The following is a 24,606-nucleotide window of genomic DNA, read 5'->3' as shown; positions in this document are numbered from 1 at the left end:
CAAGAATAACAAAGTTATTACAAATAATAATAAAGTTATGCCAACCTTACCAATACAAATCTTGTCACCAAATTCCTCCTCCACACCTACGCCAGCCGGCTAACTAGACCTCGGCCGCTACGCTTTGCTTAACAACTCTGAGCGGTTTTAGACATTCTTCGGCATAGCTAAGTCCCTTGTAAAGGGAGATGAAAAAGATTTGAGAATAGCGCGTGCCGAAGGCTGGGAGGAGGAAAGACGTGTCAAGTAACACCATGAGCATCGCGGACACCCAGTAACTCTTCCTGAGCCTCCACGCTAGTTTTCTCGAACTCCTCAGGCGCCAGGCGCAACCTCTTAGGACTCCTCCTAGCCTCCTCGAAGAAATCAAGAGGCCTACGCAACACTATGCTCTCACCCTCCACTGTCAGAACCAGCTTCTCCCCTTCCTTGAGCTTCAGCTCCTCCACTACTCTTCTGGGGAGGTATACCGCGTAGTTCCTACCCACCCTCACAACAATCCGGGCCACCAGCCACAACCAGGTATAACCTGGAAAAAACTGGATAAAAGCATTCCCCTCCAAAACGGGTACGAGCTAGCCTCTCACGCCCATGCTTTCTCAAAGACATTTGTCCATTTTTTATGTCTCAAATATATGTGTCTTAGAGAAAACATCCCACTCCCAAAGCATCCCTGTAGCCGAATTGCTCTTTTATAACAGTCCCCAAGATACACTTTAAGGTATCGCGAAGGCTCTTTTATAGTGAAGCATTTCTTCTGACAGGAATATTTTCATGAAGCTACTAAACCCTAGGGAAGAGGAACCAAGCAGGACAATATAGACCTGCCTCCCATCGCGAGAGGACTCTTAAAAAAAATAGCTCCTATCATGCAAAAAATTTTAGACGCTCTACCCTGTTGAAGATAGAAGCAGTCATGGATAAGACACCTTCCTGCCACATCAGGTTGACAGACTACTTGGACGCCATGTGCGGAATGAGCGCAGCCCTAGCTACAGCTTGGTACTTAATGGTGCTCGCCCTATATCCGGGCGCGCTGGCGAGCCTCGACTTTTCACCGGCAGCCATCCTCCTCGCACTACTCCTCACTCTGCCACTCCACGAGGGGCTACACGCGCTCACCCTCTGGCTTGTCGGAATACGTGCAATGAAACTTGATCTCTTCGAGTATCCCATGCAACTCAGCTTCCCAAAGCAAATCCGACTGAGAATACCGTTAGGAGTTGGCATCACCATTGGAGAACCAGTGACACGGAACAAAAACTTGGCCACGTTGCTGTCTCCTCTCGCCATCTCTCCAGCACTTCTACTCCTCGCTCCACACATGGATGGCCTCCTCCGAGGAGTACTTGTTAACGTCAGCCTCTTCAACATTCTCAGCTGCTCGGGCGATGTAACTCTCACTCTGTTACTCCTCTCGACCAATAGAGACACCATCATACGGGACGAAGGCCAGGCTCTGGCAGTCTATGGCAACTGTCCCCCTACACTCTTCACCAGGCTACTGAGATCACTGGGGGCTTCTGGGGCAGTGCTCTTCCTGATGTTCATTGTAGTCTATCCCAACCTCGTGTTAGCGACCTTTCTGAGCACATCAGAACAGGTAATTAATGCAGTGCACTCTGCCCAAGCAAACACCACGCTATACTACGACTTCTACGGGCTCATAAGCCTCAGAGTAGACGTCTGGAGGACGCCCAGCTCCTACGGCTTCAAAAACTCCTACCAGCCAGGCCCCCTCTTCCTAACAACAACCTTCGCGGCGGCACTCGCAGTCGGCATAGCAAGGTACCGAAGCCTCACTCGCAAAGCTGGTCACACTACCAGCTGAGAGCCTGGATGCAGCGTTCAACGTGTAAAGAATTTAGGCGCGCTCTGATCCATTTTAAGTCGAAGCACTAATGGCTCTAGATGATGAGACAGCGGAAAACATGGCTAAAGCCCTAAAGCTATCCGATGATTCACTAAAAGAGCTAGCTCAGGAAAATCTAAAAGCGACAAGAGTCTACCTCGATCTACTAGAAACCTACCACACCGAGGCCATTATTGGCAACTTTGATCAACCCGAACAGAATTCTACAAACTTTTAGGAGGAAGATTATACATGAAAACACACCTAGCTAACCTGGAGAAACTACTCAATAAACGTTGGTAACTAGCTAAAGGCAAGATGCATTCGTAGATTAGAATTTTTCTTCTATTCCTGAAGCCTCCTCAATATCTACAACACGTCGCCCCCAAAACGGACCCGCGAGCCAAGACTCCTAGCTTCCCTAAACCCCTCCTCAAGCACCCTATCCTCATCAACGCCCCCAAGCTCGCTAGAGTATACCTCTACCGGGTCCACCAAGCCCAAGGGAACCAGCTTAATAGCCCCACCCTCAATAGTAACGAGGAGCTCGTCACCCTCCCTGAGGCCGAGCTCCCGCCTAATCGCAGCTGGCAACTTAAGCACACCGCCCTTATAGAGCTTGAGCTTCATCACAAAATTTATGTGAAAGACTAGTTATTAAAGATTACCATGGTTACTTTGGTAACCAGCATATTGTGCAACTCTGTATGTCTCTGGGCGCTGTACTTTAAAGACTCGGCTTATCGAAGACACGTATTAGAGCTGAGGAAGCACTACACCCTACTGGTTCCAGAAACATGCCTCATAGAGGTTGCATATCCCATCTACCGTGCCAAGGGTCTAAATGAACTCAAAAAATACGCCGTGTTCCTCAGATACCTCCCACTAGGAAAGAACATCAAGATACTACCACTCTCCCACGAAGCCCTCGCCAAAGCACTTATCCTCACAACTGACTACCCAGAATACTTTGTAGACGAAGAAGGAAACCTAAATATCTACGACGCTATTCTCGTAGCCATATGGGAAAAAATGAAGATACCCTTTGCAACCTCCGACACCAAGCTGATCAAGTACGGCAAAACACACAAACTCGACTACATACTACTCCGCAAAGCACACAACTAGCAAACCCATGCCTCCCCAAAACTCTTAAAAGACCACCGAAAAGCTATACAGCAACAAAAACAGACAATAGGGCATCCAACCTCAATCCTCAACGAGACGCCTCTCGGGCTCTCTACCCCCCGTCCTTCTCCCTAAGATTCTCCTGGAGCATCGCGTGGGCCCCTTACTAGTTACGTGTATATTCTGGCAAGAATATTCCCATAAAGCTACTATTCCTTAAGAGAAGCGATACCTAGCATTACAAGAGAGAGCCGGCCCCACATCACGAGAAAATCCTCAGTGACTATTACATAGTTGAAGGCAACAAATCCTTTAAAAAGAATGACTCCTACCATTCAAAAATTTATAGACAACCCGCGCTAGAAATAAATACTTCTAACACCATAAACCAATATACAAGACACAGCCCGCGTCGAGGTGTCTACACACTATGCCTAAACCCGAAACCGTCGGCGCAATAATTGCACTCATCACAGAAGACAGAGACGACTTCGACCTTGAAACCATAAAAGGAGTCATAGAGTCCACCTATGAACTGATAGACGAGAAGAAACACGTAACCATAAATCCCGAGTCGATAAAAAACATCCTAGAGGAGTTTATCTCTCAAGGCTACGTCCAGAAAAGCGGAGACAAATACCTCGTGACCACCCAGGGCAGACAAGTCTTCAAGGACATGTGGAAAAGCCTAGACCCCGTCACAGAGGCATACTTCGCCGGCGCATACGCATATTACGAGGCAAAGAAAAAAGAGGCAGAAAACAAACAGCACAACACTCGGACCAGCCACAGAAAAAAGCGACAATGCCAACATCACGCAGGCAAAAAAGCACACACTTCATCAAAGCAATAGACCGCCACCCATAGCCGAAAACTCCAGTCCCGGGACGGCTACATCGCATTCATAAGAAGCCAAAACTCCCCGCAACGAGCCATCGTCCCAGGCAAAGACCCAAAAGACTAAAAACATCAAACTGCATCCAAGAGCTCAATAATCCTCTCCAGTTCCCCCACACGTAGACAATACCAACCTACATCACAAGGCAAAGAAAGCCTCAAAACTTGTCAGGGAGAAACCATCCATCAACACCACGATAAAGCATAGAAAAGACAATAAACACTACAATTAGCCCTCGACACTCTACGCCAAGCACTCTGCAAGCATTAAACTGACCTGGGGTAAACTTTTCCCACAGCATCCCTAAGACTTGCAAAAGCCCTAGCCTCCATTACCGGGGCAAGGCTCACAATACTAGACGCCACATCGAGAGGCTCCTCGTAAACAACGTGAATCTTTCCATTCACCTTTCCTTTCTTAAACACTATGAGAAACATCCCCCTCAACCTTGAAGCCGTAACGCCGCTAGGAGCCTCCCCAAGCACCCAATAGATAGCCACAGGATAAAACCCATACACCCTGAAAGGCTCAATAACCTTTAACCAGAGATTCTTAGACACAGAGTTAAACATCAAAACAACACGAGACTCATTATTCGTCACGGCAGAAAGCTTCCTAATAATTGTTCCCCATTTTGCCAGAAATTGGGGACTCTCAGGCGACAACTCTCTCTTCTCGATATCGTCCAAACTATTTAACCCATCTAAGTGGACGAGACCTCCAAATATCTTGAGTGCATAATAGTGTGGGAGACTTAGAGAAGCATAACTCTTTATTTTTCCATACGGCGGATCCAAGACCACCAGGTCAACATGTCCTGGAAAAGGACTTTCCAAAGCGTCTCCAACGCTGACCCTACCACCAGCATTACTTGGACCACCAATCATATGAATATAAGAATTGGCTCTTACCTGGGCCCTCAGAGCCGAAGCCAGAGTGCCCCTAGCAAGCGGCTTAAGGCCCTCCGAAGCCAGAGGATTCGTTACAGCAGTATACTCTGGAACCCACAACGCCTTAACGCCACTAGCTGGCACACACTCTCCCAAAGGCGAGTACCACTTAGCCAACAAGCTACAACACTTCGCAGACTCGCTGGCCGCGGCAACAAAAAGAAGCCTCTCATCCTCGCCCTTAACAATAGTCTCTACAGCTTTTGAGTATACAACATACGACGCCAGTTGCTGAGGCAGAAAAAGTTCATCTCCTCTAGAAATATTTGCTCTTCTGAGCCTAGAGGCTTCCTTCACATCAAAGATGCTACCCAATTTTTCTTCTAGTCCTTTTACCACTTCACTTGACCTCTTGGCACCCTCATTGAGCCACCTGGCTAGCTTCCTAGACTCGGCCACAGTCACATACTCACGATACCAAATATTCTCTTTCTTCCACCTCAATTCCACAGCAAAAGCCCTCCAGTCCCCAGCTATTTCCGGAGCATTGGAAGGCAAACTAGCTACTGCCTTGTTAGAAACCTCAAACTCTTCGCCACAGTGCGGACAAACGGCCCGAGACACATCTCCAGCCGAAAAAACCCTATGACAACGAGGACACATCAAGACACGCTTCCCACCGCTTGTAGACAACCACGTAGGCACACGCCCCCTAGACACAAAAATATATGAAATAAGCTTCCCATCAAACTCCCAAAAACTACAAGCCCTCCCCTGAGCTTCCCGAAGCACATTCTCAGCTGTTTCAACAAACCCATCACGCAAACCACGCGTAACCAGAAACAAGCTACTCCTAGAAGCAACCACCGCAACAGGATTCACATCAAAGCCAAACACACTAAACCCAGCAAAAGCAGCTTCAGCCAAACCCGTGCCACCACCAGCAAAAGGCTCAAAAAACACTTTCCCAGACGACCTCTCCCTCATCACCCTAGGATTGTCAAGACCCTCCTCAACCTTCCCAACATCCTCAAACAAAAAAGACCCCAAAATCAGTCTATAAACAGAGCTAAACCTCCTAGACCACCACCTATGAACCATGTGGACCGGAGCCCTTCTCCCCTTTTCCTTCCTAGCCTTAGCAACAGCCTCGCCAACCAAATCAGGAGGAACGCTGTCAAGCAACACATCAACCATCAATTTTTCTCCCACGAAAGATATTAACCTAACTTATAAGAAGGTTATAAATGTAAATGTAAGAAAAACAAGCAACAAGGGGAGAAATATTGAAATATTACCATTTACATAAACTATACAGAAACAAATGAGCGAAGAACTCATAAAAGCCTACCACCTCATCATAACACAGCTCGAAGCCCCTGAAATTGCCAAGCTCCCGCCTAATCAACAAATACATCAAGCGAATTGGTATCCTATCAAAAACCCCCAATATTACATTTCCAAAGAGGAGATAGAGCAGTTCTTACGTCAAAGAAACTTCCCAGATCCAGAAAAAATAGTCAGCATTCTTTTACAAAAAGGATACCTTGTCAAACTACCCGACAATCCTAAAGATGATACCTCCGAGAAGCTCAGAAGTATCCACATGGACATACTTGTCCGAAGCTCGCAAATAACTACTATGTATAAAAATCCCCCCTACCTTCTGACATATAAATTTTCGCTTTCCTTCCTGAAAGTCCCAACAAAACGAGACAGAACAATCTTACCGGAAAATTCAGTCGACAGAAATGCAAAAAATCTCTGGGATTCAATCCATTTGTTTTTCAAAGAAAACACAGAAGTTTCTAATATCTATACCTCAATAATTAAGGAGTATCTCAAAGGCTCTGGGCTCGATCCCTTCCAATCATTTGTACTTCGTGAAATGTTGCTTACATCTGACAACAAAAACACCCATGCCATAGTAGCTCCTACTGGAAGCGGTAAAACTGAGATTTACCTATTTTACATGTTGGCTCTACTTCTAAGATGGCGTATTATTGAAAAGAATATGTCTAAAAAAGTAGTTCTAATTTATCCAAGAAAAACACTAACTGCAGACCAGGCTCTGAGAATAATAAAACTCCTGCATATAGCAAATGAAAAAATAAGAAATCACAATTTAAAATTGACATTTGCTATAAGAGACGGAGACACACCGAGATATTTAAGAGGCCTAGTCGGAAATACCTTCCGTGGCTTAACATGCCCAATATGCGGAAAACGTTTGATTTACTCAGCCAAAGGTAACCAAATTATCGTATCCTGTGAAAGTGGGCAACACAAATTTGATTTCATGAAAATTTTGCGAGACGATACAGGAAAGGCTGACATTGTCGCTACAAACCCATGGGCTCTCGAAAATCGGCTCATTGACAATGCACCCACCGACGTAGACGTTAACGTTCTAGCGAATGCTTCTCTATTGGTTTTTGATGAAATACATGAATATACAGATCTATCTGGTGGAATACTTTCTTCCTTGATTAAAGCTTTAAAGAATCTACATTCTACCGGCGACATAAAACTAGTCTTTTCGTCTGCTACTATTCCACAACCAGAAGAATTTATTTCTAAAATTTCTGGGGACGATGAACCGGCTATATATGATTTCCAAAAAGAGGTCCACGTGAAGAACAAAATAACAATTTCTGGAAATCGACTCGTTATACTCGGTTACTTTTCCATGAACCCTAGGTACTCTTGGAACACATACTGCCAGTTATGGGCTGTCCTAATGTCTTTCCTACACTATGCATATGAACAGCGTAATATTCAGCCGCCTCAATCTATTCTATTTGTTAATAATATACGAGAATTGAAGCGTCTTCATAGCGGTTTTGAAGAAAACCTCAGGTTAGGTGAACCAAAAGATCACCTTAGACTTGAAATACCATCCATAGATCCATATTCATACTGGCATTACCTTCCTTCGAAAATTAGAGAAAATACTTTAAAACAGGCAGAAGAGGGAGAACTCTTTGGCCCTCTACAACCAAGAGTTGTAGAAATGCACAGCGAATTGCCACAAAAAGAAAGGGAAAAAGTTATAAATGCTTTAAACGGCGGTAAATGTGCATCCGTTCTATCAACATCCTCGCTAGAACTAGGAGTCGACTATAAAAACGTCAGCTTTATCCTCAACGTAGGACTAGACAATCCCGTATCATTAATTCAAAGAATTGGAAGAGGAGGGCGAGGAGATGAAACACTTAGAACAGTTCTAGGCATTATTTTAGCGAAAGCGACCCCCACTGAGCTTCTGAAAACTTATGATGAAAGATACAAGGAAACTTTAGCAAAATTAAGCTTAGAGGGCTACTCTCTTTATGTCACCAACGAAAATCCACAAGTCATAAAAAGAGGATTTCTTATCGAAAGCATTGCCAAGCTCGCAAAGAAAGGAGAACAAACACACGCGAGTAAGAAAAGTGGTGGACCAATTTCAAGAGAATCTTTAGGAACGTTTATAGAAAAAATAGTAAGTACTCTTGGTGAGCAATAGTGCTGGAAAAGTTAAGGGAAGAATTAAAACAATCATTAAATGAAATACTCACTGCAAAAAGAACCGTGGAGATAGAAGAGAACCTTCTATCCCGTGAAGATATTATCAACAAGATGAGTGAATTAGAGCAAAACCATAGCTCCATTAGTGACTTAGCAAAAAAGCTACTAGAACAAGAAAGGAATCTTCGCAAACTGACTTTCACATCACCTTTGATCCATTGCTTTGATGAGATAGAAAAATGTCTTAACGAAGCTGAAAAATCCTATCAAAACTATAGCACTTTTTACAGGGACTATCAGAAAGAAGAAAACATAGTGAGTCTATTAACGCACCAAGATGTAAAAGATGATTTCTTGAAGCAGTTAAATGAAATCAACGACATATGTAACAAAATTTCGAAGGAATGTATGGAAGCTCATTCTTGTATTCAGGAAGAAAGCAGAAAGATTTCTAAATTCAGTGGAAGAAGTGGCGAAGAACTTTTCGGGTTTATCGACAATTTTGGTATTCTATTGCAACAATTCTTGACTCTATCAAACAATATTTTCAAATTCAGTCGCCAAGTGAATAGCTTCCCATTATGGCATGGCCGTATTGAAAACTTAGATCTCTTGAAAGCACTAGAGTTTAAAACTGAGATATGGGCTCAGGATTTCATCACTTTAATTACTGGTATAAGAAACATTCAAGGAGAGCTTTATACCAGCGAAGTAGAATTCGAATTTGAGCCTTCAAGTGAATTGGAAGAACAGAAACAAAATATTACCCTCGATGAACTCTTCACACGTTATCCTCCGTTCGAACCAATACATACAAAAATCAAAGGAATCGTGGGTAGTTATCTCTGGTTCGTTGAAGGAAAAAGAGTAGTAATGGAACCAAGTTTAAAACTTCATGAAATGATTGAGATAGATCAAAAAAATGAAACGCTTAAACGTGTTACTCCAACTAACTTGCTTGGTCCCCAATCCAAATCGCCAGTAGTTAGAATGACAATCTTTATGGGTAAAGGCGGAAAAACAATTCCAGTCTACATTAAATATGGATCTAGAACTCTTTTCTCAGAGTTATCTAAAGCAGGTTATTTTGCAAGATATGACCACCTAAGCGAACAAGAAATAAATTCATTAATTGAAAAGCTTCAAAAACAGTATGAAAAAGACGTTAAACGAAAGAAACATACAAAAAATGCATACAGCGTAAATAATCTTGGGTACGTATGGTACTGCAGGAAAGGACGCGGTTTATCTACTGATCCGTACGATTTTACTTGTCCCTTTAAAGATGTCTGCTCTGTCGCAAAAGCTCTGGGAGACAAATGTAAATATTGGAGCAAGAGCAGGCGTCTCTTCCCCAAAGTTTATGTTGTTCCCGAAAGAGATATGAAACTTTCTCATCCTCAACAATTCACCGGTCGTTCATTTATTAAACCGTTTTTTGCTAGAAATGCATTTGTAAGAGAAACTTACAAAAAAGCGCAATGGTACATGCCTTCTATAATACAGGAAGGGCAAATTGTAGAAGTAGAATTTAAACATACAATAAACAAAAACCTTCCTCGCACGAATATAATTGGTTTTGAAATACCTTTACCACTGGTTAAAGGATTGATTGAAGCATTGATTGATGAGGACTCTACACAAAAACCTGAAATACCAATTATACAACCAGAAGAAAAAGAAGGTTCACCAAAACGCCAAATTACTTTAGATAAGGTCTTGCTTTCCAAATTCTATATTTATAAAAGGACCAAGCAAGGTCAGGATACTTTCAGTTTTCTGGAACAAAAAAGTACAGAGATCATCTCTGACTTTCAAAAATTCGTTAAGAATGTCGATAAAGATGAACTGATGGACTTTCTTGTAAACTCTCTGGGGCATACTCTGGCCCATCTGTTTTTGATTTTTGTTTCAGCCGAGTTAGAAATTGGTCAGGAGAATTTACTTTACCTGTATAAGCAAGACAATCAGAGAAACGTTCTAATTGTGGCCATCGCTGAAAATAGTACATGGGGCTCTTTAGATATTATCACTCATGCTATAAATAAATTCCAGTCTCTAGACAAGATGATAGAGAAATTCTTAGAGACAACCCTAAGTTTTCTTGAAGACCATAAAAAAGATCTAGAGAAATTTGCAGGGGAACAGGCATTTAAAGGTGATTCTAAGCTTATCGCAATAGCAGAGAAGATCAAGCAAAGATATGAAAATTTCCTCGAGAACGAACTCGTCTTCGATATATCTACTTTTCTTAACCAACTGATTCTTAGTGGGGGGGATGAAGAAATAACAAAAGAACTCGAGGGAACAATAAATGATATTAAAGAACTACATCAGCGTCTTCTAGACGCTATTCTCGTCTCAGGAATAAATACCTGTATTGACGGTTGTACTGCCTGCGTAATGCTTGAAAAAGGATGCACAACGCCATTAATTCAAAACATTGTGTTGTCGAGGAACCTTGTTACATGGTTTTTGAATGTTATTAGACGTAAAACAGAAATAAGTGTTAAAGGAAAAATAATTCTCCCCCCAATCTTTAGTATAGCTGAAAAAAGTCTCTTCGCTGTCTCTCCGTATCTAGACGAGGATGGTGCACAACTTCTGGCAGAGACTGCTAAGAGAGGAGTTAAGGTTATCCTCCTTACAAATAAACAATTCGCAATGAAGTACGCCGATATACTTCCCAGAGACAAAGTAGACATTTACACATTTAAGAAACCTGTTCACTACAAATACTACATCATAGATGATAAAGCCAAAGTGATCACCTCACAAAACCTTTGCAGTTTAGGCTCCATTAATACATTTAAATTCGAGAATTTGACCCAAATAAATATAGAAGATATTAAAAGACAGGAATTGAGGGAAGAGCTTGTTGAACCCTTTAGAGTTGCTAGTTAAAGACATTTTAGACAGCACTCAAAAATTAGACGAAAAGTTCAGCAGAAACGTATCTCCCGGATACCCTGTTTACGGTCTGCACATTCTGCCTGGCCTGGTTTTCATTCTTAAACATTTCGTCCTAGTTATCCGGAGATATAGTGCAGAGGAATATTTTAGCCACTATGATCATTTAATATTACTGTTGCCTCATTTTATCTCTATAAGAGCGGTCAGATTTTCAGGCAAACAACTTATTGACCCTAATTCTTCCTTTATCATAGAAAAACTAGAGAAACAGAAGGGAAAAGAATCAAGAATAGGCAAAGACTTGCCCGGGTCTTTTATTACGCAGGGAAAGCTCACAAACATCGATTCCTCATTTTTACAAATGTTCACCCCCATGTTTTTTGGTTTAATTCGTCCTCTTTTATTGAAAGACAAATACGAAGGCATTGTTCTTCCGTCTCCTTTATCATTATTATCTCATGAGTATTTTTCTCAGAATTCTTCTAAGCGTGTGTTTATTTCACCCTGCTCTTTGACTGTTCTTTTAAAAAACTTTCAATACAAAAGAGAATTCCAGGTCTTAGACATGCAACTAAAAGGATTTCTATCAAAAGGTGCAACGATTTTCGGGACCGATTCGTCTGGATACGTCGTGAATGAACAAATAGATATTTTCCTGCCTGACGAGGATTTTGCAGACCCCCGCTTTCGAGAATATGCAACACATGGTATCCCAGTTTTGACTCACTTGCTCGGCATAATGATTTTTGATGAAAAGTTCCCATTAATTAGAAACGGTAGCGGTGGATACTTCTTAGCTTTACAAGAAATACCTTATCCCTTATCTGCTGAGACATTAGCCATCTGTGGAAAACTTAGTAAATTTGCTTTCCGTTCGCCATTATCCCAAGGAAGAGAATACGAGCACTATTACGCAATTGAGTGCGAAGCCCATGAGAAGTCCACTTTTCAACAAAATGTCCAGAGATATCTGTCCTCTATAAGGAGAAAGAATAATGCATATTCTTCTCTCGAAGAACAAATGATTGGCGAAGCTACACAAAAATACTTCTCCTCCAATTTTTATATCTTAGAGAAAAACACATTAAAACTTCTCGCACCTCCCATAATTATGTTATCCCTAACACAGGGCTATGACATCCAAGAGGTATACAAGAAAATAAACAAACTCCAACAACTTTCTGAATCCACAGGAATAGAGGCACAAATAGAAATTTTGCAACTAAGAAACAGCGATCCCATTCTAAAAACAATACTACCCCATACACAGGGCCCATGGAAAGATTCATTTACTACACAGAGCCAACTAGCAGAAAAATGGAAACTAAAATATATCATTTAAACATAGTCTAGACCAATGCAAGAGCCCTAGAGCCAAGAAGCTCGAGATACTCCATCATTGCTTTGTCCAGCCGCTCCCAATCCATTACCATGAAAGGTGGGCTCTCTGGTTCACCGTACTCGTTGAAGCCGGAGATACTACCAGTAGACGAGCTAATTTCTTGTATAAGTTCTCGCAGACGCTCGAGAACTTCATCGTATGAGAGGCCGAGCTCCTTGTTCTCGTCTAGAATGACCTCTAAGGCCTTTAGGATTTCGCCCTTGGTGTAATGGTTTGAGCCGAGGTAAAGCAAGAAGAGTGATACAAATTCTGTTAGGAACTCTTTAAGCTTTTCTGGGTCGACCCCAACATTGGATTCCCTGACTACCTCGAGAAATTCGCTTGTAACATACCACTGCTCCCAGTCTGTATATACGTTTCTTGTATTATAAGATGGAATAAAAAGTACTAGGCGTCTCTCATATAGTGGCGAAAAGAACTCGTTGATAACATTTGTAACTGTTTTTGTCTGCGCGGTAGCCTGAAATGCTACCCTAACTATGTCGAGAGGTTGCATCTCATATATGTCCTTAACCTTACCCCACAGCTCATCCGCGGTATGGTACGTCCTTCTCTTCTGGGGCGGCTCGGGAGCCTTACCTATTTTAGCATCAATGATCGAAGTTGTTTCAAATCTTAGGATCTTGTTAATATTGTCTACAGGTTTACTATTAAAATAACTCCTTTTAAGACTCTCATCATAAATAGCCCCATAGTAAAGTATCGGCGCCAACCTTTTGTATCTTCGCAAGAGATCTTTAACAAAGTCGAGGCTTTCTTCGAGTTTACTCATATAAGCTTCCCGGGCAACTGATACACCTTTTTCAGTTAAGGCTAAGAAATACCAATTAGCTTCAGGAGTATAAACGGTAAAAGCGCTACTTGTATCAACGAAGCCATACTGCAACAAGATCTTCTCAATGATATCGCTGTATGGCCAATATTTTGTTCTAGCCGGAGAAGAGTAAAAGCCGCTAGACCCCTTAGACACAAAGGCATAGGGAATTTTAACTCCTATATACAAATCTGATAAAGCCTGCCAGACCTCTTGTATGACTTCTTCAGAAAAACCCATTGACTCTAGCTCGGAAACAAAGTTCTCTAAGCTCATCGTAAAATTATACAAGTATAGTAATATTAATTTTTTCCTCTCGAAGCCGTGCTAAATATGCTTCTCGTTCATTGGCCAAGAATCTCCATTATTTTAGTGAAAAACTCTTCGCTGTTATTAGCAGTTATCCGAATTTTCCCCTCTATGCTTACAAGTTCTACTTTTTCGCCTTTCATGAGAGGGCTTAATGCTTTCTTTGCCGCAGAGGCTGAAGGTAAGAGTTTTCCGTTCACATAAAAGAGGCACTTTATCCCACGCCTTCTGCAGACCTCCGAGAGGAGCCTTGCAATGGTTCCCGAACCAATCTCTGGTGTTTCCTTGGACCTGTTTTCTTCCGCAATGTAGTCTACACATCGCTCCAGCACGGCGCCGTGCTCATCTAGTAAATGTCGCATAGAGACGACTAGCTCTTCTATCTCCCCTAGACCCTCGCCTAAGAAATACCTATAGCTCTGAGTCCTAAGCTTAGCATCGATCCACTCGATACAGTCCTCTAGAGCTTCCCTCGCCTTCCCCTCGAAAACCAACGTCCCAAGGCTCTTCATCCTCCTGTCCACACAGTCAAGCAAGAAGTGCAGAGCCGCGGCCTTCAAATAATCCTCGCCCAGCTTACCTTTAGCACCCAAGCACTCAAAGAGCCTCCTAACTCCAAGCTCCAGAGCCGCCTCCAAGTTTAGCTCCTCGCTCAGCTTCTCAGTATAAATCTCCAAGCCGATGTCATGCTTGCCACACTTGCCAGTATCAATTAAAACATCTACGTGTCTCACAACATCTATGGGCAGGCCAATCAGGCTCCCGCATCTCTGATGAACTCTATGGGAAGGCATCAATACGAACCCCTAAGGAGATACTATTAATAGTTTTCAAGTGATAGCCGTATCACTAATAGATTAAGTTTACCGTGATGCCTATGATAAAAGAACTCTTTGCAATCCAGTAATATGTTTTTCGAAGCAATTAATAAAAAGGGCTAAGAAAGATGAAACATGTTTTTGTTTATTTAAAACAACGAAGACATAATAGTGGCATGGCAATCAAATTATAGAGGTTGAATATGTTGAGTATTAAAAATGTACGGTCATATAGAAGAACAATTGGTAAAATTTAGCAGGATGGCTGCAGGAACGTTCTTATACTGCTTTTCCTCATATGAATGCTAAATAATTTTTCCAGAAGCCCTTATTAGCAAGACAAGGGTCATGGATTTCAAGAATGCTTATACTTTTATACTTGATGTTGCGTTCTCTGCTAGAACAATACTCGCACTACTGCTAGCGCGCGCGCTCGCTGTTCTTTTCGAGTTCAGCGAGTAATCGGAAGGGAGCCCAAAGCTGGAGATTATCACTGAATAGTACATCAAGAATTTTGCTTCGAACATTTTTCTTTCCAGAAATGATTACAGAAAACAATATGTTAGCGTCGACTACAACGTTAATCTTTGTCGAAGACTCCACGTTGTGATGGTCATCTTCCTTAATAATTCCACACATATGTAGGTGAGTTTAGTTCCTAGTAATATTCAGGAAGAACACATTATCGAAAATCTATGCAATTTTAAAAAGATGTAAATTCAAAGAAAAAAATAATGTTTTACAAATTTTCCTATACTAAATTTATTGAAATATTTCAAAAAACTTCTTGATTATCCAGGTAACCTGTTAAAAGTTGACTGTCCACCATTTTTAGCTGTAGGGCAATGCGCTGAACGATATGCAAAAGAAACATTCCTGTAGTGGCTTATTGATTTTCGGATAGTTCTCTGAATATTTCTGGGTCTAGCTTGTTTATTGGGAAGCCTACAAGCATCTTGGCCGGCTTCTTTTTCGGCTCCCCAAAGACCTTTTCGACCCTAATCTTGAGCCTGAGCGGCCATACTGGCTCGCCCCTCTCTTTTTCCTCGGGCCAGAGTAGCTCCCTGCTCTCGAACTTGCCCTCCACGGTGCCATAGCCAAGGACGCCCGTCTTGACGGCGTAGAAGACGACCTTGTCGCCCGGCTGTATCTTGCCCCAGAGCGGCCTAGCTCTCTCCTTGACGCCCCAGACGCCCCTCTCGATGCCAATCTTCCAGTTGTCAAACGTTCCGACAAGAGTCCAGATATTCATGAAACTTCAGAAATTTTCTCGTAGAGGATCTATATATTTTTATTTCTTACTGCTCCGCGAAAACTATTCAATGCATGCTTGATGAGCTGTGTGTTGCTATATACGTGGCTGTGGGGTTGGATTAGTTTATTTAGGAGAGAACCATGGATTATAGACGGGTGTTCCTTGTGAGCGGAGAAAAAGATTATGACATGGTTTTTCTTCGATTCCTGTTGTCAGCTTTTAGGGATAAGTACCAATTTCTGGACAAGAAGAGCTTGGAAGAGATGCTTTTGGACTTGCTCAGGCTTGAGAAACAAAGACTGGGATATGGTGAAAATCGACTTGTATTTGTGGGGATGGCCAACATAGCTGATTACTACTGGTGTTCGGTAAAGTCGGTTTTTAAGAGTAGGAGGGATGAATTAATGTTCTTTACAAGCTATCTATACGACAGGATAACCTATTCTGTGCGGCTGGGTCTTGTTTCAAAGGAACCTACAAGCGTAGATGAGCTACTCCAGATAGGAGACGATATAGAATTCAGCGACGTGGAAAAACTATTGGAAGAAGAGACAATAAAATTTCGGGAGGCAACCCTGAAAAGAGGGTCTCAAAGGGAGAACCTCTTGTATCCAAGGGTGGAGGAGCTGGATGCAAAGAGGCGTGGAGAGGTCCTTCAAGAATTGCTAGCTGAGAAATACCCCACTATAAGGTGGAACTTCAAGTGGAACAACTACATCGTTGTGGGTGTGCCGGACGGCATCACAGAGGACTTTGTGTATGAGTTTAAGACGACGAGTAGCCGCTTCCTCTACAACTACATTAAGCCCGTAGCACTCGCGCAGGCAGACCTCTACGGCTACTTCTTCAAGAGACGAAGGAAAAGGGTTCAAATTCACATAGTCGAAGAAAAACAAACAGAGACATCGGAGTCAAACGTGGATGTAGATAACGCTCTGCGTGTCCTAGACTCATTCAGGAAAGTCGACGAGGGTCAGGAACCCAAGCCACCCAAGGAGTGGAAGTGCAGGAGTTGCGAGTTTAAAGATACTTGCCCATTATACATCCATACGTTTAAGTAAAGCAAAGACACAATCGAATATATGGTAGATAGATTGAATAGATTAAGCCTCAGCCAACAATTCTCGCTGAGAGCTTCTCATTGGGGTATTCTCCTGGGTCTATCTTATGTAGCCAGTCTCTGACGCGTTGCCTGTACTCTAGGGCCATGTCGATAACCAGCTTGAGCTCGTTATTGTCGAACTGTTTATTCGGGAACAGGAGCTTCAACAGGCCGCTAGCCACCCTCTTGAAGCTCTTCTCGTCCCTAATCTTGAAATTGTCCGACAGCTCGACATGCTGGGACACGAGGCTACTTAGGCTTTCTTTCCGCATAGAGTGAAGAGCCTCTGCAAAGTAGTCCGAGGCTATGCCGTATCCCTTTGAAAGATGATACTTTGCCTGCGAGATCTTCGGAAGCTCCCAGCCCGGGACAAGGCCGTGAATTCTCTCAATGAAAGCGGCGTCCCTCATTGCTTCTGGGAGGACATACGTCAGGTCCTCTACGGGCACGTAGCCTGACCCGCTTGCCTCTACAGTGATGTTTCCCATGAAAACCAGCGAGCTATCTGACATCACATTCTTGTCTCCCCTCTCATACATGCCGCTCTCCATATAGTCCTTGAGCTTCCCCATCATTTCCTCTGAGCTGCTAAACCTAACCTTGCTAATCTCGTCGAATACAACCGCATCTTTGACCGCGAGCTCTCCTGGAACCCTTGTCCTCAAGTTGTAGAAAAGCATAGCCGGAGATATATTCCCGCCAGAAATGATCCTTACATAATTGCTCAGATTCCTATAAAGATATGTCTTTCCCGTAGCCTTGGGCCCGAACTCTGCAAAATTTACGTTGCACTCAACTATGGGGACAAGCCTAGAAAGGAAGAGCATCCTCTGCCTTGGACTATACACGCCTGGATCAAGACCAATGGTATTGATTAGAACCTCAATCCACTCGTCCAGGGTAAAATAAGGTCTAGCTTCTTCCATCAATTTGGGGTCTATCTCTGGGCACTGGAAAGGCTTAAAATCCACGACTACAGCGTTAATAGTTCTGTCGAACACTTCTTTCCCTTCGACAGAAAGGGACAACGTTATGAGCCCCCACATGCCTGTGACCAGTGAAGCCTTATTCTTCTCGACAATGTCTACCGGAACCTCTGCCCAAAGATCCAAACTCTGAATAACCCCGATACGTGTCTCAGTCTCAATGTCGACAAATACCCTCAACTCGTCGACCAGCCTAACAGTCCCCTGAGTCACAAGCTTATGCTTTACAAGCTCCTTCTCCTCTGGCTCATAAAAATTCTCCTGAATAAATCTCCTAAGCTTCCCCTGCCAGTCGCCCCCCTCATCCATAAATTCCGCAATCAGGTACTCGGCCACGTACCTCGGAATCTTAGAAAGCTCAAGCTCATATGCAAGCCTCTTATCAACAGCATAGTCCCCAAAATACTTCACAACCTTGTTATAGAGCTCACTCACAGAGGCCACCTAGAGACCCGTAAGAGTCCTTGGCCTCCTAGGCCCCTCATGCTCCTCAACCTCGACAATAACCTCCTTAGACTGCTCATTGCCCCGCCAAACCCACCTTAGAACACCCCTGTACTTGCCCGGCGATAAGGGAGGCACATCAATCTTATACTTCCCCTCAACAAGCCTAAAAGAGCCGCTACCCCATGGAAACTCATAGTGAAACTCGATCTCCTCGCCGCTAGGATTAACAACATCAACCTCTACAAAGGACTGTAACCCCGGCTTAATCACAGCGCCCAAAACACTCACGTTTGGATATTGCGGAACTTCTACATCTTCCTCGACAGGTAGCTCTTCCCCAGACAAAATAGCATATAGCCTCTCAAAGTCCCTCAAGTCATCTTCAGAAAGCCCGAGAAGCTGGGCCACAGCTAGGTCAAGCTCTTTCTCAACCTTGCTAAGCTCCTCTTCTGCTTTAGTATTCCTACAATAATCTGGCTTCTCTTCTGAGTATATACACTTTGCAAGCTGATGAGCCTTCTTAGACAGCTCGGCAATTCTCAGATGTAGCTTGTCAGTTACATTAAATTTTGGCACCTTAATAAAGTCGACTATATGAGTCTCCTGCCTCAACTCATACGTATATGATGCAATAATAGTCCGAGAAACAAGGGAATTTAAGAACCCAGCTAAGTAGTAAGCTTCCTCAGGAGAATCTGTTTCCACTAGTATTGTGCCATCATCCGGTATGACAGGCTTTCCCTCAATATGTTCAACGACGCTACATGCAAAACTTACTGCCTTGCCAGTTATAGCTCCAGCTATTCTCTTCCAAACAACTTTATAGGGTGCAAAGGTATACGTACCTATATCATAGACGGAATAAAACGGATTGCCTTTACCCCAAAGTTTGTGTATAGTCCTATTCTCGAGCTCAGTCCTAAAATTATTGAAATATTGATAAGTTAATGGGAACTTTACTTTCATGCCCGAATTGCCTAATTCAGGGATGGGTCTAGCTGTCTTAGGATCATGAGGAATGATGATGTATCTATTTTCGAATCCTACGTACCATTTCTTTATATCTTTTCCTCTTATAAGAGGATAAACTAGATCAGGCTCTACCACAGCATCTATTTGTCTAACTTTTTTCTTCTGTCCAGTTTCCGGCGGATTTGTAATGACTAGTTTCTCATCCGGAGTTGTTCCCCTAACTTGAACATAATAAACCTGGTTAAGTCCAACGAGAACTCCTTCGTGTGCTTCGTAGAACCGTTGTCCAGCTAAAAACTTTCTAACAATGTTAAGAGTTTTTGGCGTGATCTGCATCCAAGGAGTTTCGGGCTTATGAGGGTCTATGGGAACCATGAGGGTATTATATCTTCTGGTCTGCTTGAGTACTTCATCAAGAGAGGTGTCCGGAGGTATAGGTCTTCCGCTTGGATTAACCCATATTACGTGTGGCACCCCGTCTATGTTTGCTTTACGGGCAACCTCAATCGCTTTTTGCTTGTCTTCGGAGAGTTCTTTCTGACTTAGATCATAGATCTTCTCGACAACTATCGCTGATACCCTGTTAACAGCTCCGCTCTGATGCTCGCTCGCGCTGAAAGGATAAAGAGTTACTAAATCATGTATGACTTTTATTCTTGTTTTGAATGCCAGGAACTCTCGGAATCCAGCACCTGCCTGAGCTTTGAAGACAGTAAAAGGCATTAAAAAGCCTAGCTTGCCGCCCTCTTTCAAATAGAGGTCAAAACTTCTTGCAAGAAAGAGCATAGCAAGATCCTTTTTGACCTTGCCTAATCCAGTTTTTCCTTTTATCTTCATCAATCCGTAGGTCTTCCATAAATCTTTGCTTGCCTCCCTATATGTTTCTGGTAGGTTTTCCCAGTTTATCCAGGGCGGGTTTCCCACAACAAAGTCAAATTTGCCTCGGAGAATTGGCGCGAAGGCATTCCGTATGATTGCGACCCAGACATTGTTTTTCTTTTCTTCTTCGAGTTGTAGGAGTTTCTGATAAAAGTTAACTAATACTTCTAATTCTTTCTGATCAAGATTATAATAGGACTTGATTCTATTCTCGAAGTTGTTTACAGTATATTTGTTCTCTAGGGCTCTTGAAACCTCGTAGAGGATGCTTGGAAGATATCCCTTTTGAACGAGTGATGCGGGTATTTTGAAGTCTCCCACTATGGTTCTTAAAACATAGGTAATTGTTGGAGTGTATGCTGAGCTACTTGAGGTGCTCATGACCGTTTTTCTCTCGAGCAGTATTGAGTCGGCAAGGTAGATTGGGATTTCTATTGTGCCGCTTGCATAAGTGAGGATGTCGGCTATGTGTAGGAGGTAGTTTGTGCGGGCTGTGAGTACTGCTAGGGGGTTCATGTCGTAGCCTACAACGTTATCAAGGACATAGTGTAAGAGTTGGTCTAGCATGTGGTGGTTTTCTGCATACATTCTTAGCCTGCTTAGGTAGAGGATTAGAAATGTGCCTGAGCCGCATGCTGGGTCGAGTACTCTGAGCTCTAATGGTTTCAAGGGGTCTTCGCTACCTAGGCGTTCTAGGTTTTCGATGCTGAGGCCTACCTCGTCTAGGAGTAGGTTCGCTAGCCAGTCTGGTGTGTAGAACTCTCCAAGCTTATGTCGTAGTTCGCTGGGGACAAGGTTTTGATATAGTCTTTTGAGTAGGTCTCTTGCGAACTCGGGTTCTAGTTGTGGTGTGGCGACCTCGTAGTCTGATAGGAGTCTGATAAGCTGGGAAATTGCGTCGCCGAGCTCGTTGTCGAGTTCGTCTACGTACCATGAGAAGTAGTCTCCTTCTAGGAAGTTTTCTACGCTTAAGAGTTTCCTAAAAATGCCTCCTCCTTCTAGCTCTTTCAATGTTTCTCTGAGTTCCTCTATTCCTCCCCTTGCATACGAATCGTCTAGTTGTGCAATATAGGATTTTAGGAACTTTCCGGCTCCGTAGAGATAAGCTATTTCTGCAGCTATGAGTTTCAGCAAGAGTGCATAGTATGTGTGGATAGAAAATATTAGGGCGTCGTATTGTACGTTGCCTCCCAAGCCGTATTCTTTCACAAGCTGTGGGAGCTCCTCTAGTTCCTCTGGGCTGTATCCTGTAGCCTGTCTGAATAGCCTAAGCCAGTCCTCGAATAGTATCTTGGTTCTTGGATTCTTTGTTTCCAAGAGTTTCTTGTAGAGAATCCGGACCATTCTCATTGTTACTGGTGATTTTGGACCAAAGTCTCTAACTATGTGTTCAACGGCTAGTGGTTTTCTCCTTAGGCCCCTGAGTGCCTCGATAAGCTTTACGATGGACTCTCTCCTGATGTCATAGGGACCTCTTAGAAGCCACGTGTCTGTTCTAGCGTCGTATCTCACGAATGCTATCCTGTCGCTGATGATTACTCCGAGGTACCGGCTGTACTCTTGTTTGCTTCCAGCCTCCTCTGTTATGTATCTTATGACTTGCTCTTTTGCCCCTTGTATGTCGCGGGATGTTGTTAGTTTTCCGGGGGCTTTGTACTCTATTATTACGTGGCCGTATAGTGCGTCTACCCTGGCTCCAGAGACAAGTGTATACTCGTATCTGCCTATTTGGCTTATACCGAGAGGTCTAAGAATCTCGTCTTCTATGCACCTTGAGACGCCGTATCTTACTTCTTCCTCGTTTCCCGCTCTTAGAACTGCATTCTTGATGCATGTTGTTACTCTGTCTATGTCTAGCTGAGGGAAATTTACTTGTGCACTCATTTTCTTTCCCCTTCTAAGGCTTTGCTTTTAATGTAAAGGAACAACTCAAATGTTCTTCCATAAGGGGCATAAATAACCGATATTTTATTGCACATCAATAATTATCGTAGAAACATGTTTAAAAATCTTCCTTGTATTGGTTCCAAAACCATCACAAGGTAACGCGTCTTTCTATTTTGTTATAGGTTTTCTTTGAATATCGCATGTATATTTTGTCTATTAGATCTTTGATTGCTACTCTTTTAGGAAGAAAGTGATATCCATATAGCCAGACAAGTTTTTCTTGTCTCCCCGACGTTTAATACGAGGAACCTCACTGTTAATGTTTACTTGCTTAAAGAGTTCCTTCAAAATAGGGTCGTCCTCTGGTGTGAATGGTTCATTGTCCGTAGCGAACAAACCGTATAGCCTCACAAGCTTTTTGCCCTCAATTATAGCTTCTTGTCGATATCCTGGGATGCCTTGGGAGGGGGCAATACGTACCTCAGCTTTGACTCTATAGATCTCGATGAGGCCTTGGCTGGTTATTTCTTTTTCTTTGTTCCATATTTTGTCGTGGAGTGTTACATGGAATTGGATTGGTAATTGCCTAGTCTTTTCTCTATGTTGTTTCCAGCCGGCTTCTGCTGTCAATACTGCTATGCTTATTGGGACTTCTTGACCGCTAAAGTAGTCAAATAGCCGGGCTGTCTCGTAAAAATTGGCTTGGTATGGTTTCTCTGCATCTATAATTCTCCAGGCGTCTTCTTTGAGAACTTTGAATAGCTCGCCTGGGGTGTTGATTCTGCGGGTAAGGGAAAAGAAGAATACTTGGTCTCCTATGGTTATCTTTAGTATAGGGACCTTTAGGACTGTGAACCACTCTGTGTAGCTGTTTCCTTGTTTGTTTTCCATTTTCTAGCCTCTTTTGGATTTCTTTAGTTCTCAAGTGTGATTTTGCGGGTAGCTTAAAAGGCGGTAAAAAGGACGTTCACCATCTTGTTAGGTTCTAGAAAGATCAGAAAGAGTATTCGTTGCTTAGCGCGCGCTATAGCTCGCTTTTTATAATCTTTCGTTATAGGCTGAATGCTATCGTTCACCATGTAAGCTTTTATAGAAAGCAAAACTCCTGAACAATTTCAGGAATTAGAAAAGCTTTAGAATATGGAATGAGATCTATGGATTATGCTAAAGGCGTTATATTATAGATAAGGGATAATTATCGAGCTAAAATATTCTTAGCAACAATATATCAAAATAACTTTCAGTGTTAGCTCAGAAAATTATTCTTGTAATATTTAACTTGAATAATTAAGGTGTCAAAGTAATGATAAAGGACAAATGTTACATCTACGGATCTATACATTTATTGTTACCGCACCTTGAAAATGTGTTGGACAAGGTGGATGTAGTTTTGCTCGAAGGCTTCTCCACAAAGAACTGGAGGGAGTTAGTGAAGAAAGACCCCGTTACAATAGTAGCTATTCTAGGTATGCTTCTTTTGCTAGGAGGTCAAAAGATAATCCTTTCCTTAGCAAGGATTTATTACAAGGCATTTCATGGTTTTCAATTTAAAGGAGACATGGAGTATGTGAAGGAACTGGCAAAGGAGAGAGGAAAAGTTTTTGAAATAGCTGACTCTAATTTTCATGATATATATGCTGTGAAAAAGAGCATCTTTGTAGAAATTTTCAAAAGAGTATTGAATTTTAATCTTTTTTTAGTTATATTGCCTTTTGTTGCAATAATTTTTGTGTCTCTACTCTTCATAATAATATTTATAGCAAATGGTAATTTCTCCTGGGAACATTTTATTAAAATTTTCCTTCTTGAATTCCAAATAGTAATTGAATCGGTGATAATGTTGAGGTCGCCTACAAGACTTGTTGTTATATCCTTCGGTGTAGTAAACTTTTTGCTTTTAATAGCCAGTGGGAATCTTTTTCTCGACAGAACAAACGACCTTCGTGATTCCAAGGTGGTGGAAAGAGCAACTGAATTGGTCAATTCTGGTAAAACTGTTCTAATAGTGAGGGGAAAGATGCATGTAAAAGGCATAGTTAGGGAATTAGAAAAGAGGGGCATTTATTGCAAAGAGATTAACTAGTTGTTGATGATTAAAGTCTTCTGCGCTAATAGCCTCGGACTGCCCTCCTAGTCCCCCGTAGGCAAAAATCCTAAAACATGCATACCGCCTGAAAATTCAGAGATTACGCTTTTTGTATATTATGGCGAATCCTTTGACTCCTTGGAAGGAGGTTCCGAGTAGGAGGCTTGCCTTTGTGAGGCCTATGTTTGGGATGACTGCTGTGGCTTCGCCGTGGTTTTGTTGTATGTGGTCGAGTGCTTTTCCGAGCTCTGGGAGGTCTGCCTCGAAGTCGTCTATTGGGAGGTAGAATATGCCCCACGCGTCGCCGTCGTAGAGATGCTTCATATATGGCTGGTCTTTTCCCTTTTTGTCGGGGCCGCGGTTTTCGCTCGTTTTTTCCTTACTCATATGTTTCTATCTTTATCTCTTTATTTAAGTTTATACGATTAATTGTTTGGCATGGTGATTTATCGAGGATC

At 42.6% G+C, this 24,606-nt stretch carries 23 protein-coding genes; 9 read left to right on the top strand and 14 right to left on the bottom strand.

The window, feature by feature from the left end; genetic code table 11:
- Positions 1 to 103: 103 nt before the first annotated feature.
- Both QXT17_RS09560 and QXT17_RS09555 read right to left on the bottom strand, forming a co-directional pair.
- Positions 104 to 262, bottom strand: a complete 159-nt coding sequence (locus QXT17_RS09560) for a hypothetical protein (RefSeq protein ID WP_187147022.1) — start codon at positions 260 to 262, stop codon at positions 104 to 106.
- Positions 243 to 509 (bottom strand): AbrB/MazE/SpoVT family DNA-binding domain-containing protein, encoded by a 267-nt coding sequence (locus tag QXT17_RS09555; RefSeq protein ID WP_020963473.1) that lies wholly within the window; start codon positions 507 to 509, stop codon positions 243 to 245. The genes QXT17_RS09560 and QXT17_RS09555 overlap by 20 nt, the downstream gene beginning before the upstream one ends.
- Positions 510 to 916: 407 nt before the next feature.
- Here QXT17_RS09555 and QXT17_RS09550 point away from each other — a divergent pair, with 407 nt between their 5' ends.
- Together QXT17_RS09550 and QXT17_RS09545 are read left to right on the top strand one after the other, a co-directional pair.
- Complete coding sequence (locus tag QXT17_RS09550) at positions 917 to 1,831, top strand: metalloprotease family protein (protein ID WP_342783918.1); 915 nt, start codon at positions 917 to 919, stop codon at positions 1,829 to 1,831.
- Positions 1,832 to 1,901: 70 nt separating this feature from the next.
- Positions 1,902 to 2,090 (top strand): hypothetical protein, encoded by a 189-nt coding sequence (locus QXT17_RS09545; RefSeq protein ID WP_342783919.1) that lies wholly within the window; start codon positions 1,902 to 1,904, stop codon positions 2,088 to 2,090.
- 131 nt (positions 2,091 to 2,221) lie between these two features.
- Here QXT17_RS09545 and QXT17_RS09540 read toward each other — a convergent pair whose 3' ends face one another.
- Positions 2,222 to 2,455 (bottom strand): AbrB/MazE/SpoVT family DNA-binding domain-containing protein, encoded by a 234-nt coding sequence (locus QXT17_RS09540; RefSeq protein WP_342783920.1) that lies wholly within the window; start codon positions 2,453 to 2,455, stop codon positions 2,222 to 2,224.
- A 66-nt stretch (positions 2,456 to 2,521) separates the two neighbouring features.
- Here QXT17_RS09540 and QXT17_RS09535 point away from each other — a divergent pair, with 66 nt between their 5' ends.
- Entirely contained in the window at positions 2,522 to 2,980 is a 459-nt protein-coding gene (locus tag QXT17_RS09535; protein WP_342783921.1) for a PIN domain-containing protein, read from the top strand.
- Between the two features lie 209 nt (positions 2,981 to 3,189).
- Here the strand turns inward: QXT17_RS09535 and QXT17_RS09530 are convergent, their stop codons facing one another.
- Positions 3,190 to 3,315 (bottom strand): hypothetical protein, encoded by a 126-nt coding sequence (locus tag QXT17_RS09530; RefSeq protein ID WP_342783922.1) that lies wholly within the window; start codon positions 3,313 to 3,315, stop codon positions 3,190 to 3,192.
- A gap of 95 nt (positions 3,316 to 3,410) precedes the next feature.
- Between QXT17_RS09530 and QXT17_RS09525 the strand changes: the two genes are divergently transcribed.
- On the top strand, positions 3,411 to 3,833 hold the full coding sequence (locus QXT17_RS09525; RefSeq protein ID WP_342783923.1) for a hypothetical protein: 423 nt from the start codon (positions 3,411 to 3,413) through the stop codon (positions 3,831 to 3,833).
- Here QXT17_RS09525 and QXT17_RS09520 read toward each other — a convergent pair.
- Both QXT17_RS09520 and QXT17_RS09515 read right to left on the bottom strand, forming a co-directional pair.
- Positions 3,822 to 3,950 carry a hypothetical protein gene (locus QXT17_RS09520; protein WP_342815833.1) on the bottom strand — a complete coding sequence of 43 codons (129 nt, stop codon included), beginning with the start codon at positions 3,948 to 3,950 and terminating at the stop codon, positions 3,822 to 3,824. The genes QXT17_RS09525 and QXT17_RS09520 overlap by 12 nt on opposite strands.
- A gap of 194 nt (positions 3,951 to 4,144) precedes the next feature.
- A complete protein-coding gene (locus QXT17_RS09515; protein ID WP_342815832.1) occupies positions 4,145 to 5,965 on the bottom strand; it encodes a hypothetical protein in 1,821 nt (606 codons plus the stop codon).
- A 127-nt stretch (positions 5,966 to 6,092) separates the two neighbouring features.
- On the opposite strand from QXT17_RS09515, the gene QXT17_RS09510 reads away from it, so the two are divergent.
- Genes QXT17_RS09510 through QXT17_RS09500 form a run of 3 tightly spaced genes read left to right on the top strand, consistent with a single transcriptional unit; the run spans position 6,093 to position 12,533 of the window.
- Positions 6,093 to 8,276, top strand: coding sequence for a DEAD/DEAH box helicase (locus tag QXT17_RS09510; protein WP_342815831.1), 2,184 nt, complete (start codon positions 6,093 to 6,095; stop codon positions 8,274 to 8,276).
- Positions 8,276 to 11,182, top strand: coding sequence for a phospholipase D-like domain-containing protein (locus QXT17_RS09505; RefSeq protein ID WP_342815830.1), 2,907 nt, complete (start codon positions 8,276 to 8,278; stop codon positions 11,180 to 11,182). Before QXT17_RS09510 ends, QXT17_RS09505 begins: the two co-directional genes overlap by 1 nt.
- The gene (locus tag QXT17_RS09500; protein WP_342815829.1) at positions 11,157 to 12,533 is read left to right on the top strand and encodes a hypothetical protein; all 1,377 of its coding nucleotides are present in this window, start codon (positions 11,157 to 11,159) and stop codon (positions 12,531 to 12,533) included. Before QXT17_RS09505 ends, QXT17_RS09500 begins: the two co-directional genes overlap by 26 nt.
- Positions 12,534 to 12,540: 7 nt before the next feature.
- Here the strand turns inward: QXT17_RS09500 and QXT17_RS09495 are convergent, their stop codons facing one another.
- The 4 genes from QXT17_RS09495 to QXT17_RS09480 all read right to left on the bottom strand — a co-directional run bounded on the left by QXT17_RS09495 (position 12,541) and on the right by QXT17_RS09480 (position 15,786).
- Positions 12,541 to 13,683 (bottom strand): hypothetical protein, encoded by a 1,143-nt coding sequence (locus QXT17_RS09495; RefSeq protein ID WP_342815828.1) that lies wholly within the window; start codon positions 13,681 to 13,683, stop codon positions 12,541 to 12,543.
- A gap of 68 nt (positions 13,684 to 13,751) precedes the next feature.
- Positions 13,752 to 14,510 (bottom strand): hypothetical protein, encoded by a 759-nt coding sequence (locus QXT17_RS09490; RefSeq protein WP_342815827.1) that lies wholly within the window; start codon positions 14,508 to 14,510, stop codon positions 13,752 to 13,754.
- Positions 14,511 to 14,954: 444 nt separating this feature from the next.
- Positions 14,955 to 15,173 carry a PIN domain-containing protein gene (locus tag QXT17_RS09485; protein WP_342815826.1) on the bottom strand — a complete coding sequence of 73 codons (219 nt, stop codon included), beginning with the start codon at positions 15,171 to 15,173 and terminating at the stop codon, positions 14,955 to 14,957.
- Positions 15,174 to 15,420: 247 nt separating this feature from the next.
- Positions 15,421 to 15,786, bottom strand: coding sequence for an EVE domain-containing protein (locus tag QXT17_RS09480; protein WP_342815825.1), 366 nt, complete (start codon positions 15,784 to 15,786; stop codon positions 15,421 to 15,423).
- Positions 15,787 to 15,953: 167 nt separating this feature from the next.
- Here QXT17_RS09480 and QXT17_RS09475 point away from each other — a divergent pair, with 167 nt between their 5' ends.
- The gene (locus QXT17_RS09475) at positions 15,954 to 16,850 is read left to right on the top strand and encodes a hypothetical protein (protein WP_342815824.1); all 897 of its coding nucleotides are present in this window, start codon (positions 15,954 to 15,956) and stop codon (positions 16,848 to 16,850) included.
- Positions 16,851 to 16,899: 49 nt separating this feature from the next.
- On the opposite strand, the gene brxL is transcribed toward QXT17_RS09475, so the two are convergent.
- The 3 genes from brxL to QXT17_RS09460 all read right to left on the bottom strand — a co-directional run bounded on the left by brxL (position 16,900) and on the right by QXT17_RS09460 (position 22,953).
- Complete coding sequence (gene brxL, locus QXT17_RS09470) at positions 16,900 to 18,312, bottom strand: BREX system Lon protease-like protein BrxL (RefSeq protein ID WP_342815823.1); 1,413 nt, start codon at positions 18,310 to 18,312, stop codon at positions 16,900 to 16,902.
- Between the two features lie 9 nt (positions 18,313 to 18,321).
- Positions 18,322 to 22,059, bottom strand: a complete 3,738-nt coding sequence (locus QXT17_RS09465) for an Eco57I restriction-modification methylase domain-containing protein (protein ID WP_052886856.1) — start codon at positions 22,057 to 22,059, stop codon at positions 18,322 to 18,324.
- 234 nt (positions 22,060 to 22,293) lie between these two features.
- The gene (locus QXT17_RS09460) at positions 22,294 to 22,953 is read right to left on the bottom strand and encodes a hypothetical protein (RefSeq protein ID WP_052886857.1); all 660 of its coding nucleotides are present in this window, start codon (positions 22,951 to 22,953) and stop codon (positions 22,294 to 22,296) included.
- A 412-nt stretch (positions 22,954 to 23,365) separates the two neighbouring features.
- Here QXT17_RS09460 and QXT17_RS09455 point away from each other — a divergent pair, with 412 nt between their 5' ends.
- On the top strand, positions 23,366 to 24,145 hold the full coding sequence (locus tag QXT17_RS09455) for a hypothetical protein (protein ID WP_342815822.1): 780 nt from the start codon (positions 23,366 to 23,368) through the stop codon (positions 24,143 to 24,145).
- A gap of 96 nt (positions 24,146 to 24,241) precedes the next feature.
- On the opposite strand, the gene QXT17_RS09450 is transcribed toward QXT17_RS09455, so the two are convergent.
- Positions 24,242 to 24,535, bottom strand: a complete 294-nt coding sequence (locus QXT17_RS09450; RefSeq protein WP_052886860.1) for a hypothetical protein — start codon at positions 24,533 to 24,535, stop codon at positions 24,242 to 24,244.
- Between the last annotated feature and the right edge of the window lie 71 nt (positions 24,536 to 24,606).

The organism is Thermofilum sp., assembly GCF_038871435.1.
Classification (GTDB): Archaea; Thermoproteota; Thermoprotei; order Thermofilales; family Thermofilaceae; genus Thermofilum; species Thermofilum adornatum.
This window is presented reverse-complemented; position numbering and strand designations above follow the sequence as displayed.